The organism is Mesorhizobium sp. M2C.T.Ca.TU.002.02.1.1 (assembly GCF_003997225.1).
Genome location: NZ_RZTO01000073.1, coordinates 1 through 13,115 on the forward strand (window position 1 = coordinate 1; position 13,115 = coordinate 13,115).

14 protein-coding genes are annotated in these 13,115 nt (G+C 62.6%); 7 read left to right on the forward strand and 7 right to left on the reverse strand.

Annotated elements, in window-relative coordinates; translation table 11 throughout:
- Positions 1-758 (forward strand): LysR substrate-binding domain-containing protein (locus EOD07_RS06240; protein ID WP_164772089.1); only part of this gene is annotated, 758 nt, incomplete at its 5' end.
- Between the two features lie 163 nt (positions 759-921).
- Complete coding sequence (locus tag EOD07_RS06245; protein ID WP_040990590.1) at positions 922-1,599, forward strand: TetR/AcrR family transcriptional regulator; 678 nt, start codon at positions 922-924, stop codon at positions 1,597-1,599.
- A 150-nt stretch (positions 1,600-1,749) separates the two neighbouring features.
- Here EOD07_RS06245 and EOD07_RS06250 read toward each other — a convergent pair whose 3' ends face one another.
- Both EOD07_RS06250 and EOD07_RS37550 read right to left on the reverse strand, forming a co-directional pair.
- Complete coding sequence (locus EOD07_RS06250; protein ID WP_127234389.1) at positions 1,750-3,066, reverse strand: LLM class flavin-dependent oxidoreductase; 1,317 nt, start codon at positions 3,064-3,066, stop codon at positions 1,750-1,752.
- Between the two features lie 64 nt (positions 3,067-3,130).
- Entirely contained in the window at positions 3,131-3,451 is a 321-nt protein-coding gene (locus tag EOD07_RS37550; protein ID WP_164772088.1) for a hypothetical protein, read from the reverse strand.
- Here EOD07_RS37550 and EOD07_RS06255 point away from each other — a divergent pair.
- The 3 genes from EOD07_RS06255 to EOD07_RS06265 are packed head-to-tail and all read left to right on the forward strand — an operon-like array spanning position 3,434 to position 6,168.
- Entirely contained in the window at positions 3,434-4,138 is a 705-nt protein-coding gene (locus EOD07_RS06255) for a shikimate dehydrogenase (protein WP_245469902.1), read from the forward strand. The two genes, EOD07_RS37550 and EOD07_RS06255, sit on opposite strands and share 18 nt — an antisense overlap.
- Positions 4,139-4,183: 45 nt before the next feature.
- Positions 4,184-5,524 (forward strand): 3-oxo-tetronate kinase, encoded by a 1,341-nt coding sequence (gene otnK / locus EOD07_RS06260; RefSeq protein WP_164772090.1) that lies wholly within the window; start codon positions 4,184-4,186, stop codon positions 5,522-5,524.
- A complete protein-coding gene (locus tag EOD07_RS06265) occupies positions 5,521-6,168 on the forward strand; it encodes a class II aldolase/adducin family protein (protein ID WP_127234391.1) in 648 nt (215 codons plus the stop codon). Before otnK ends, EOD07_RS06265 begins: the two co-directional genes overlap by 4 nt.
- Positions 6,169-6,202: 34 nt before the next feature.
- Here EOD07_RS06265 and EOD07_RS06270 read toward each other — a convergent pair whose 3' ends face one another.
- The 4 genes from EOD07_RS06270 to EOD07_RS06285 form a co-directional block, all read right to left on the reverse strand.
- A complete protein-coding gene (locus EOD07_RS06270) occupies positions 6,203-7,333 on the reverse strand; it encodes an ABC transporter ATP-binding protein (RefSeq protein WP_127234392.1) in 1,131 nt (376 codons plus the stop codon).
- Between the two features lies 1 nt (position 7,334).
- Entirely contained in the window at positions 7,335-8,141 is an 807-nt protein-coding gene (locus EOD07_RS06275) for an ABC transporter permease (RefSeq protein WP_040990598.1), read from the reverse strand.
- Positions 8,138-8,977: an ABC transporter permease gene (locus EOD07_RS06280; RefSeq protein WP_127234393.1), complete on the reverse strand. Its 840-nt coding sequence runs from the start codon at positions 8,975-8,977 to the stop codon at positions 8,138-8,140. Before EOD07_RS06280 ends, EOD07_RS06275 begins: the two co-directional genes overlap by 4 nt.
- 149 nt (positions 8,978-9,126) lie before the next feature.
- Entirely contained in the window at positions 9,127-10,104 is a 978-nt protein-coding gene (locus tag EOD07_RS06285; protein WP_041010065.1) for an ABC transporter substrate-binding protein, read from the reverse strand.
- Positions 10,105-10,538: 434 nt separating this feature from the next.
- Here EOD07_RS06285 and EOD07_RS06290 point away from each other — a divergent pair, with 434 nt between their 5' ends.
- Positions 10,539-11,756 carry an aminotransferase class III-fold pyridoxal phosphate-dependent enzyme gene (locus tag EOD07_RS06290; protein WP_245469900.1) on the forward strand — a complete coding sequence of 406 codons (1,218 nt, stop codon included), beginning with the start codon at positions 10,539-10,541 and terminating at the stop codon, positions 11,754-11,756.
- 115 nt (positions 11,757-11,871) lie between these two features.
- On the forward strand, positions 11,872-12,465 hold the full coding sequence (locus EOD07_RS06295) for a malonic semialdehyde reductase (protein ID WP_127234395.1): 594 nt from the start codon (positions 11,872-11,874) through the stop codon (positions 12,463-12,465).
- A 176-nt stretch (positions 12,466-12,641) separates the two neighbouring features.
- Here EOD07_RS06295 and EOD07_RS06300 read toward each other — a convergent pair.
- Positions 12,642-13,115: aminotransferase class IV (locus EOD07_RS06300; protein WP_206519426.1), on the reverse strand; the 474-nt coding region annotated here is incomplete at its 5' end.

Below are 13,115 nucleotides of genomic sequence, written 5' to 3' on the forward strand. Positions count from 1 at the left end.
TGTTGAATGCGTCGCTGCCGCTGCATCTCACGGCGATCGCTTCGCTTGCCGATCGGGAGAGGGAGTTGAGCGATCCCCAGGCCATCGTCGTCGGCACGACCCATGCCTTCGGCACCTACTGGCTGGCGCCGCGGCTTGCCGAATTCAGCAAGCTCAACCCGGACGTGGATCTGCGCCTTGCGGTCAACGACGAACTCGTCGACATCTCCAAGCAGCGGATCGACATGACCATTCGATTCGGCGGTGGGTCGTGGCCGTCCATGTCTTCGCGATTCCTGATCGGCTGCGAAGTGACGCCGGTCTGCCATCCGTCCTACTGGGATGGCCGCAGGCGTCCGGCAGGGCCTGGCGACCTGCTTGGCGAGATGTTGCTGGGCATCGAAGGACGCTCGGTGCAGGGCGGCGGCTGGAGCGACTGGTTCCAGGCCCATGGCGTCGAAACGGCCAAAGGCAAGCATCAGATCACGGTCAACAATTTCTCGGTCCTGATGCAGGCGGCGCTGAGCGGTCAGGGAATAGCTTTGGGTGGCAGTCCGCTTGTGGATGACCTCTTCGCGAGCGGGGTGCTCGTGCCGGCGCTGGAGCTTGCCCCGTACAGGGTGAGGGGATCGGACTATTATGTCGTCGAACCGGCCGGGCAGGTACGCAAGCAGAGTTGTGAGAAGTTCTGTTCCTGGCTTTACGATCGGATGCGCCGGGATGCGGCGATGACGAACAATGAGCATCTATTGGTGGAAGCTCAGAAGTCGCATAGATGACAACTGGCCGGCGCCAGACATTGTCGGCGGACCACGGGCCGCCGGGCGGCCGCTATTGGGCAGAAGCGCCCGCCAGGACTGGGTTTATTGTCTCGGTGTGTCTTGACCTGCCGAAGCGTTTCTTCTTGTCTCGGAATCGAGGCTTCGCAATTCGAGGGTGACGATGAGCAACGATGTCGAGGATAAGTCCGTCGCGGACCGGCAGCCGAAGCGCGTCGTGGCGCGTCGTCCTCAACGCAAGCCGGGGCAAGTGCGCTTCCGAAAACTGCTCGACGCCCTGGACGAGCTGCTTGCGACGAGCAATGTCCAGGATATCGGCCTGTATCAGATTGCCGCCAAGGCGAAGGTCCCGAACGCGTCGGTGTACCATTTCTTCCCAAGCACGGAAGCGGCCTTGCTTGCGCTCGCCGAAGTCCACCACAACGCCTTGCTGCAACTCTCCATGCTGCCGCTGGAGGTTCGGCCGGCGCGCTGGCAGGATCTGTTTCGGCAAAAGGTGATCAGCGCGGCCGAATATCACAACAGCCATCCGGCCGCGCTTCGCCTGTTCCTCGGCGCCAACATCAGTGTGGAGGTCAAGAGCGCGGACATATCGCAGTATCACCGCCTCGTCGACGGCAGGTCACAGCTGCTTTCCTACTATTTCCATGTGCCGGCGATGCCGGATTGGGAGCGCCGTCTTGCGACATATTTCGCCATGATAGATGGCGTCTTCTCGCTGTCTTACAGCGAAAACGGCTACATCCGGGACGACTATATCGCCGAAGCGCATCTGGCAGGCATAGCCTATCTGCGCTGCTATCTTCCGGAGATCCTGGCGACGCGCGAAGTCGCCGCGTAGCGGAGCGCCCCTGGAGCATTCCAGGGAAAATGTAAGCGGCTAGGTTCGCGACGTCGCGGCTTTCCGTCCGGGATGCCGTAAAAACAAAGAAATGGAGCGGTTCGCCGTTTCCGCGAAACGGCGAACCGCCCCGGACGCCCCGGCGCCGCCTCAGTTCTGCAGGTTCTCGCGGAAGGTCGAGTACTTGTATTCCTTGCGGAATATTCCGCGGCGCTGCAGTTCCGGAACCACCGTTTTGACGAATTGGACGTAAGTGCCCGGGCTGATGGACGGGCAGATCATGAAGCCGTCGCAGCATTCCGCCTCGAAGAAATCCTGCAGGTGATCGGCGATCATCTTCGGCGTGCCGATGAGCTGCGGCGTCATCTGGCTCGTCGCCCAGGCCTTGCCGGCCTGGCCGAGCGTAAGTCCGTCTTTCTTCGTGCCCTGGAGCATCACATCGAGGATGCCGCGGCACCCTTGGGTCAATTCCAGATCCTCCAACGGCTTGTCGAGCGGCTCCTTGGACATGTCGACACCGAGCGCGTTCGAGATCTCGGCGACGCCGAGCGTCGGGCTGGCATATTCGTTGATGGCCTCGGCGCGTTCCCTGGCGATCGATTCCGTGTCGCCGAGAACGATGTCGACCGCCGGAACGATGGCGCACTCGTTCGGCTTCCTGCCGCTGGCCACGACGCGGTCCTTGATGTCGCGATAGAACGCCTGCATGTGTTCCTTGGAATTCTGCAGGGTGAAGATGACTTCGGCCCAGCGCCCCGCGAATTCGCGGCCGCGCGGCGAGGAGCCCGCCTGCATGATCACCGGCCTGACCTGCGGGGAGCTCGGCACGGTCAGCGGGCCGCTGGTGCGTACATAGTTGCCCTCGTAGTTCACGTAGTGAACCTTGTCGGCGTCGGCGAAGACGTTGTTCTGGCGATCGCCGACCAGCGCCCCGGGCTCCCAGCTCCGCCAAAGCTTGTCGCAGGCCTCGAGCACTTCGTCGGCCATGTCGTAGCGCTTGTTCTTGTCCATCAGCGCATCCATGCCGAAATTCTTGGCCTCGCGCTCCATCGCCGACGTGACCACGTTCCAGCCGGCGCGGCCCTTGCTGATGTGGTCGAGCGAGGCGAATGCCCGCGCGATGTGGAAGGGGTGGTAGAACGTCGTCGACATCGTCGACGCCAGGCCGAGATGCGACGTGACGCGCGCCATCGCCGCAAGCAGCTGCATGGGATCCATCATGCATTGCTGCCCGCCTTCCTTCAGGTTGGTACGGTAGCCGCCGGCGTATGAATCGAACAGCATCAGGAAATCGACGAAGAAAAGTCCATCGAATTTCCCACGCTCGAGAGTGCGGGCAATCTCCTCGTAGCGGGCGGGGTCGAGCATATCGAGACCGTCGCTTTCCGGGTGCCGCCATGCTCCGTAGTGATGCCAGGTGGGGCCGGCCAGCACGTAGCCTATGAGATGCATTTGCCGCTTCGACATGGAAAAATCCCCTGCGTGGCCAAGCCATTCATGATGTGAGAGAGGGATAGGATTACAGATAAACTTATTTATTATCAACTGGCCTATGCGACAAATAATTGCCGCGTCGCCCGATCCGAACGCGGGTTTTGTGACCGCTGAAATTGCTTGAATTTGTGGGAAAACAGGCGCAAATGCCGGTGATGGCGGTTTGTGCCGAGCGCGTTGCCGGAACAAAGAAATAGTCGATATTTATCATATTAATCCAGCTGCAACTTTCCGGAGGAATTCGATGGATGCGCGCCGCATAACCGGGCAGACGAAAATCATGCTTCTGCTGGCCGATCCCGTCTCGCATGTGGTTGGAACGGAAGCCATCACGGCTTTCATGCGAGCTGCGGGCCATGATTTCGTCTGCGTCCCGGTTCACGTCGGCCCGCAGGACCTTGCCGGCGCCATTCAGGCTTTGCGAGGCTATCGAAACTGTGTCGGATCAGGGGTGACCATCCCGCACAAGATACCGGTTCTGCCGTTGCTGGACGAATTGACGGACCGGGCCCGTGCGATCGGCAGCGTGAACTGCATCCGCAGAAATCCCGATGGAAGGCTGATCGGCGACAATGTCGATGGCGCCGGCTTCGTGCGCGGCGCGCTGGAAGCAGGCGTCGAGCTGGCCGGCCTTCGTGTGCTCCTGCTCGGCGCGGGCGGCGCCGGCCGCAGTCTGGCCTTTGCGCTGGCCGAGGCGGGCGTCGCCGAACTGGTCATCTGCAATCGGGACCCGGCCAAGGCGGCCGGGCTCGCCGATGCGGTAGGCGCCGCATATCCAGACGTGCCGGTACGAACCGGTGCCGCCGACGCCACCGGCTTCGGCATGATCATCAACGCGACGTCCGTCGGCATGGCCGGCAAGGACGATAGCCGCCTCCTGGACTTCGCGACGCTGTCGGCGGACATGATTGTCGCCGACATCGTCATGAAGCCGGAAAGGACCGGTTTGCTGCAGGCCGCCGAAGCGAAGGGCTGCCGGGTGCTGTTCGGCCGCCAGATGATGGATGGCCAGCTCGCCCTCATGCGCGACTTTCTCGGTCTGTGAGTGTATTCGACGGATGGCAAGACGAAGGTTCGAAAGAGAAGCCCGATGAAGATGCAAGAAGGACGTCAGCTGCTGCTGGGTGCGATAGCCGACGATCTGACCGGAGGCTCCGAACTGGCGGCCATGTTGGTGGCGCGGGGCGTGCCGACCGGTTTTTCCACCGACGTCGACGCAGCGATCGCGCCGGATTCGCTTGCGCATGTCATTGCCCTGAAGACGCGTGTCATCCCCGCTGCCGATGCGGTCGACCGCGTCGTCGCGGCTGCGCGGCGCTTGCTGTCGGTGGGTTGCGATCAGATCTTCTTCAAGTATTGCGCCACCTTCGATTCCACGCCGGCTGGAAATATCGGGCCATGCGCCGAAGCGCTCGCCGACCTGCTTGGCGCCAGGCTGGTGCTGTTCTGCCCGGCGCTCTGCGAGACACAGCGCACCGTGTTCCAGGGCTACATGTTCGGCGGTTCGCAAATCCTGGCCGAATCGCCGAAGCGGTTCGATCCTCTCACCCCCATGACGGATTCCAACATCGTGCGCGTTCTCGCCGCGCAGAGCAGGAGCCGCGTCGGCCTCATCGCGCATCCGGTCGTCGATCGCGGTTCGAAGGCGATCGCGGAGCGTTGCGAGGCGCTGGCGCGGGAGGGGACGCGTTTCGCGGTGGTCGATACGATCTACGAACGCGATCTTGCCGCCATTGCCGAAGCGGCCGCCGAGATGCCGCTTATGACCGGAAATGCCTCGGTGGCGGCGCATCTGCCGACGTCGTGGCGACGCAGCGGCAGGCTTGCGAATCCTCAGGCGGCGGAGTTGCCGGGCATCGAGGGTCCGGCCGTCGTCCTGGCGGGAAGCGTCGCGCCGCGGACCGCCGAACAACTCGATCATTTCGGCAGGGAAAACGAGATCGTCAGCGTCGACCTTGCGCGGCTCATGGAGGGCGAAGACCTCGGCGCGCCGGTGCTTGCGTCGGCCAAACGGGCGATCGCGGCCAACCGGCCGGTCGCCATCGCGACAATGGCGCCGCAGCAGGAGGTCGAACGCTTGCAGGGCAAATATGGCCGCGACGTCGTGGCACGCGCGGCCGAGAATTTTCTCACCGAACTCGCGCACCGGCTGATCTTCGAGGGCGGTGTCAGGCGTATGGTCGTCGCCGGCGGCGAGACGGCCGGCGCCATCGTGCCCGGATTGCCCATCAGCCGCTTCATCGTCGGACCATACCAGGGCCTGGGGACGGGACGCATGATCGCCGAAATGCCGTTTCAGGTCGGGCTGATGCTGAAGTCCGGCAAGCTCGGCGGGATCGATGTTTTTTCAACCGTGCTCGAGGAGATGCGCCGGCCGGCAAGGACCGAACCCTATCTCGAGCAATGGCCGCCAACGACGAGGGTGCAATGAAAGATCAATCCATGCGTCGATCGCTCGTCGACGCGACCCGCTCGATCGCTTCGAAGGGACTGAACAGCGGAACCTCGGGCAACATCAGCCTGCGGCTCGGCGAGGACGGCATGCTGATCACGCCGACCGGGATTTCTCCGGAAAAACTCGATGCCGCCGCGATGGTCGAAATGACGCTCGAGGGCCGATGGGATGGGGATTTCCGTCCATCGAGCGAATGGAACATGCATGCGGGAATCTACCGGGCCTTCCCCCAGGCTCAGGCCGTCGTGCACGCTCACCCCGACCATTGCGTGGCCTTGTCGTGCCTCAGGCAGGGCCTGCCGGCGTTCCATTATATGATCGCCTCGTTCGGAGGCGATGACGTTCCTTGCTCGGACTACGCGCCCTTCGCCACGGCGGACCTTGCCGGCGCCGTGGTGCGCACACTCGCCGAACGCAACGCTTGCCTTATCGCCAATCACGGCATGATCGCCTACGGGCCGGATCTTGCCACCGCGCTCGCGCGAACCGAGAAATTGGAAACGCTCGCCAGGCAATACATGATTGCCAGCATGATGGGGCGCCCGGTGATGCTGACGGCCGACGAGCTCAGCGTGGTGAAGGACCGCTACAAGACCTATGGCCAGCAGCGGCCGGCCTAACGCAACTAATCGGCCGACGCTGCCCGGCTAGCAGCTACTCCGCCAGGATGGTCATGTCGTCGACGGACCAGCCGATATCGACCGAGCTGCCGGTCTCGAACACTTCGGTGTTGTGCTGGGGCAGCGCCCGGACCTTGAGCAGGCAACCGGCATCCTTCAACTCCACGCGGTATCGGATGCTGCCGGGCGTATAGAGGCTCTCACGCACGACGCCCGTGTAGGAGTTCGCCAGGCCCCGAGCCTTCGGGCCGATGGTGATGCGTTCGGGCCTGATGCATGCGAAGCGGCCTGGTCCGCCATCCTCGCCGGTTCGGATGACCGCTTCGGTCCCGTCTTCGAGCGTGATGCGGCAGGTCTGGTCGGCCAGTTTCGCCGACGCCGTCTTGACCGGGAAAATGGAAGCCTCGCCGAGGAATTCGGCGACGAAGCGGCTCTTCGGCTGTTCGTAGAGCGAGCGCGGGCTGCCGATCTGCGTCATGGCGCCGTCACGCATGATGGCGATGCGGTCGGCCAGGAATGCCGCTTCCTGCTGGTCATGGGTGACATAGATGACGGTCGCGCCCAGCTCCTGCTGGAAGCGCTTGATCTCTTCCTGCATCTCGTCGCGCAGATTCTTGTCCAGCGCGCCCAGCGGCTCGTCCATCAAAAGGATCGAAGGCTGATAGATGGAAGCCCGCGCCAGCGCGATGCGCTGCTGCTGGCCGCCGGAGAGCTCGGAAGGCATGCGCGACGCGAAGGCTTCCAGCCGGACCATGGCCAGGCTTTCGCGCACGCGCTTTGCGATCTCATCCTTGGCGACGCCGCGGATCTTCAGCGGATAGGCGACGTTCTGGGCGACCGAGAGGTGCGGGAACAGGGCATAGTTCTGGAACACCATGCCGATGTTGCGGCGATAGATCGGCTCGGGGACGATGTCGCGCCCATCGACCACGATGCGCCCCGCGCTCGGGTCGATATAGCCGGCGATCATGCCGAGCAGCGTTGATTTTCCTGAGCCGCTCGGTCCGATGATGGCAAAGAAATCGCCGGACGCGATCTCGACGGATGTCGGGACGACGGCTTCGAAATTGTTGTAGCGCTTGCAAAGGTTATAGATCGAAACCGCGGCCCCTCCCGCGGCACGGCTTTCCGCTGTCGTTGCCGATCGGCTTACCATCTGCAGCATCCTAATTGTCCTTGTCGAGACGCGGCAACAGCGTTGCCGCAAGAATGAGTAGGCTTGTCACCGCAAGAATGACGCTGGCCGCGGCGGCGATTTCGGGTGTGACCTGGAAATTGAGCTGTTCCCAAAGCAGCAATGGCAGGGTGCGGGTCGACGGGCTGCTCAGGAACAGAGCCAGCACCAGCTCGTCCAGCGAGGCCGCGAACGCGAAGATGAAGCCGGCGATGACGGCCGGGCGGATCATTGGAAAGGTGATCAGCCTGAAAGTCTGGAAGGCATTCGCCCCCAGGGTCATCGAGGCGATCTCGATGCGGTTCGAATAGGACGTGAGCGCACCGCAAACCGTGATGAAAGGGAAGGGCAAGCCGATGACGGCATGCGCCAGGATGACGGCCCATAATGTCCCCTGGAGGCCCAGCCACACGCTGATCGGAAACAGCCCGATCGCAAGAACGATCTGCGGCAGCACCGCGGGCGCGATCGAAAGCGCGCTGACGATCGCCGAGCCCGGCGCCCCGGCGCGCACGACCGCAAGCGCCGTCGAAATCCCGGCAACGGTCGCGAGCGCCGCGGCGGAGGCGCCGATCATCATGCTGTTCAAGATCGCCGACCGATAATCGTCGTTGCCGATGAACTGCTGGTACCAGCGCAGCGAAAAGTCGTTCGGCGGAAACGACAGATAGGATTTGCTCTGGAAGGACACCGCCACCACGACCAGGATGGGCACCAGAAATCCGATCAGGATCGCGCCCACCAGCCCGGTCAGGAACCGGCTCCAGGCAGCCCATAGCCTTTTCTCCGAAACGCTCATGCGAACACTCCAGACCGCGCGTTGCCCCTGCGCCGGGAAGCCAGCTGGCTGAGCCGCAGAAGGGCGAAGATGACGATCGTCAGCAAAAGCACAATGATGGCCAGAGCCGATGCAAGCGGCCAGTCCAGCAGCCTGTTGGCCTGCTCGCTGATCAGCATCGAGACCACGGTCAAATCGCCCCCCAGAAGCGAAGGCGTTACGAAGAAGCCCAGCGAGGTGACGAAGACGATCGTGCAGCCGACCGCGACGTTGGGCATCGAAAGCGGCAACGTGACGGCCAGGAACTGGCGCCAGGGATTCGCGCCGAGCACGGCGGCGGCGCGCGGCAGGTTGGGGTCGATGGCGCGCAAGCCGTTGAGGACCGGCACGACGATGAACGGCACCATGATGTAGGTCATGGCGATCATCAGTCCCAGCCCGTTGTCGATGAAGCGGATGGGGTCCTCGATCAGGCCGATGCCCAGAAGGATCGAATTCACCGGCCCTTTGCGGCCAAGCAGGATCATCCATGCGAAAGAGCGGATGACGGTGCTGGCCCAGAAAGGCAGGAAGATGAGGAATATGCCGATCGTCGCCCATCGTCCCTTGAGCCGTGCCAGGACGTAGGCGATCGGATATCCGATCAGCAGCGACAGGATCGTCACCATCGCGGCAACGTAGAAGGTGTTGTAGAGAACGGTCCGGATGCCCTGATCGGTCACGACCTTGACGTACTCGGCTCCGATCCCGTGCTGGCCGCTGAAACTCTCGGTCCCGATCACCGCCATCGGCGCGAGGAAGAAGGGCGTCAGCAGCAGCGCGACGGGAAGATAAAGCAGGAAGCTGCGATGCTTCATGGCGTGGACAAGTCCTGACTCGTGGATCCGTATGTCGGGGCCATTTCAGTGGATCGTTGCGCTCCTGCGCAAGCGAGCGGCAGCGATTTCAACGACAGAACTGCGCGGGCGACAGAATCGCCCGCGCAGTTCCGAGCCGGATGTTCAGCCTATTTCGCCACGACCCAGGTGTTGAAGCGGTCGTAGATCTTCGTGCCGTTCTCGAGCCAGTAGTCGCCGTTGATGGCGATCGAAAGCTTCCGGTTCTCCGGAGAGCTCGGCATGCGCGCGCGCTCTTCCGCGGACAGGATGTCGAAGGCCTTGTCGTTCGTCGGTCCGTAAGGGATCAGCTTGGAGAAGGCAGCCTGGACTTCGGGGTCCATGCAGTGGGCGATGAACTTCATGGCGGTGTCGCGGTTGCGCCCGCCTTTCGGCAGGCTCCAGATGCCCGGCGTGTGGAGCGAGTAGTCGAACGTGTAGTCGATCGGGCCGCCCTGTTGCTTGACCGGGTCGACGCGGCCGTTCCAGCACATGCCGAAATCGGCGTCGCCATTGGCCAGGAGCTGCGCGCTCTGGGCTCCCGAGGTCCACCAGGTGATCGAGGAGCGGATGCCGTCAAGCATCGCGAAAGCCCGGTCGATGTCGATCGGATAGAGCTTGTCCAGCGTCTGGCCGGCACCGAGTGCCGCCACTTCCATGGTTTGCGCGGCGTTCTTCCAGAGCGTCCTGCGCCCCTTGACCTTGGGGTCGAAAAACTCCTGCCAGTTCTTCGGCCGGCCATCCTCGGCCGAATCCGTGTTCCAGCTCAGAACGCAACCGGCGATGTAGCACGACGTCCAGTATTTGCTGACGGCGCCGTCGATCAGGCCGTCCTTCGGCACGACGCTGTAATCGATCTCGTCCAGAAGACCCGCGACGGCGAGCGGCGCCGCTTCCGAGGAGTCCGTATCGGTGACATCGATGTCGACCGCGCCGGCCTCGACCATCGCCTTCAGCCGTGCGCCTTCCATGTAGGGGGCGCTGATGATCTTGATGCCGGTCTTCTTCTCGAACGTATCGAAGCATGCCGCCTTGAAGGCATCGCCCAGCGCGCCGCCGCCATTGGCGACGGAAAGCGAGGTGGGAGCCGCCCGGCCGATTGCCGGCATTGCAAGAAAGGATGCCGCGGCCGTCCCGGCCCCAAGCTTGAGAACGCTGCGTCTGCTCAGACCATTCCTGATCATGTCCATGGATTCCCCTTTTTTGGCTTAGATTTCCTGTTTGGTGGCGCCGCTTCTACCAGCCGATCGAACCGAGATTGCCTTGGGCAAGTCCGGCTTCTCCTTCGATCAACCCTGCCATTTGGCATCTCCTTATATGTTCGGCGCTGCAGGCTGGTCTGCGCGAGCCTGGCCGGCTCACGCATTCCGCCTTCGATATTTGTAGCTGAAACGGAAGCGGCAATCCATCGGATTCATCGTTGATAGCAGATATTTTTCTTGCTATAGCCTGCCTCGAAAACAGGGGTCACATATCCATGCCTTGGTCGAACAGCCGCAATTCTGAACTTCTGGAACGTGCCAGGCGCGTTATACCAGGTGGAATGTATGGTCATGAATCTACAGCGCTTTTGCCGCCTGACTTTCCGCAGTTCTTCAGTCGCGCCAGCGGCACCCGGCTGTGGGATGTCGATGGTAATGAATATATCGACTATCTCAGCGCGTATGGACCGAATCTATTTGGCTATGGAAACGTCGATATCGAGGCCGCCGCGCGCAGGCAGGCGGAACTCGGCGACACCATGACCGGACCGTCCTATCTGATGGTCGAATTGGCCGAGGCGATGGTCTCGATGGTCTCGCACGCCGACTGGGCCATGTTCTGCAAGAACGGCAGCGACGCGACATCCATGGCGATGACGATCGCGCGGGCCTACTCCAAGCGTCGCAAGATCCTGGTCGCCACCGGCGCCTATCATGGCTCGCAGCCATGGTGCACCCCGAACCGTACCGGCATCGTCGACGACGAGCGCAAGCAGATCATCACCTACGAATACAACAATCTGGAAAGCCTCGAGGCAGCGGTGCGCTCGGCAGAGGGCGACGTCGCCGGAATCTTCGCGACACCCTTCAAGCATGAGGTCTTTGCCGACCAGCTGATCCCGTCCGAGGATTTCGCAAAAGCCGTCCGGAAAATCTGCGACAACCTCGATGCGCCGCTCATCGTCGACGACGTTCGCGCAGGCTTCAGGCTGGCCCGCGACTGCTCATGGTCGATCCTGGGCGTCGAGCCGGACATCAGTTGCTGGGGCAAGGCGATCGCCAACGGTCATCCGATCTCGGCGATGATGGGCTCGCAGCGTTTCTACGCGGCCGCCCGGTCGATCTTCGCCACCGGATCCTTCTGGTTTTCGGCCGTGCCGATGGCGGCAGGCCTGGAAACGCTTCGGCTGATCCGCGAGACCGGATACCTGGAAAGCACGGTCGAATTGGGAAACAGGCTGAGGGCAGGGCTCGAGGAACAGGCGGTGTCCTTCGGGTTCTCCTTGCGCCAGACCGGCCCGGTGCAGATGCCGCAAATCCTGTTCCACGAAGATCCCGATATGCGCCTCGGCTATGCCTGGGTGGCAAGCGCGCTCAAGCATGGCGTGTACTTCCATCCCTACCACAACATGTTCCTGAACGCCGCCATGACGGCTGCCGATATCGACCAGACGCTGAAGGCAAGCGAGCGGGCCTTTGCGGAACTGAAGGCGGAACGCACGCGTATCCCGGCGAACGAAAACCCGCTGGTGTTGGCCCGGCTCAAGATCGCTCGCTGATGGCCGCTCGCGAGCCACCGGCGATCCGCTCATGGCGGATCGCCGCGCTACGGCGGCAACCGTGGGACTGTCGGCGTCTCTCGCTCGGCTTGAGGCGGCGCGTCCCATCGACTTCATGTTCAAGGATCGAAGGGTCGCGATGAACGACTTCAGCATTTTCACGACGGCGCGCACCCACAACAAGTGGACAGACAAGCCTGTGTCCGACGACACGCTTCGCCGGCTCTACGACCTTCTGAAAATGGCGCCGACGTCGGCGAACTGCTCGCCGGGCCGGTTCGTCTTCGTCAAGTCGCCCGAGGCCAAGGAAAAGCTGAGGCCTGCCTTGAGCAGCGGCAATGCCGCAAAGACGATGGCGGCGCCGGTTACCGCCATCGTCGCCTATGACGAAGCCTTCTATGATCGGCTGCCGCAATTGTTTCCGCATACCGACGCGCGCTCGTGGTTCACGTCGAGCCCCGAAGTCGCGCATGAAACCGCGTTTCGCAACGGCACGCTGCAGGGTGGCTATCTGATCATCGCCGCGCGCATGCTCGGCCTCGATGCGGGACCGATGTCGGGTTTCAAGAACCGGCTTGTCGACGAGGCCTTCTTCGCCGGGACAAGCTGGAAAAGCAATTTCCTGGTCAATCTGGGTTATGGGGACCCGGCGGGCCTGTTCGCGAGGCTCCCGCGTCTCGACTTCGACGAAGCCTGCAAGATCGCCTGATCGCCGCCAAAGCAAAGCCGCCGCATCGGTCCGCGGCGGGTTGCTCTGGAGCATGATCCCGAAAAGTGGGAACCGGTTTTCGGACAGAGATCATGCTCAAACAAAGAGTTAGGCCGTGATGGCGATTCAACGAAACGCCATCATGGTCGAAGCCTGCTCGGCCTGCTCTCGACGCTTCAGTAGTTGATCGCGAAGCTGCGCATCGGGTCGTAATGCGCTTCCCAGTAAGCCTTCCAGATCGTCTTGCTGATCGGCCCGACTTCGCCATTGCCGATCGCGACGCCGTCCAGCTTGGTGATCGGCATGACGCCGCCGGCGGTGGTGACAAAGAGCAATTCGTCGCAATTATAGGCAGCGCTGACCGGCACGTCTTCGACATGGCATTCGATGCCGTTCGCCTTGGCGACTTCCAGCACCGTCTTGCGCGTCACGCCTTCCAGCACTCCGCGCTTCGGCGTGCGCAGCACACCGTCCTTGATGATGCAGACGTTGAAGCCGGAGCCTTCGGTCAGATTGCCGTCGCCGTCGGTCAGGATCGGGTAGTTGGCGCCGCGGTCCCGCGCTTCCAGCATGCCGCGCACGAAGTCGCCCCATTGCAGGTTCTTCACGGTCGGGTCGATGGCGCCCGGCGGCACGCGTCGGACATCGCG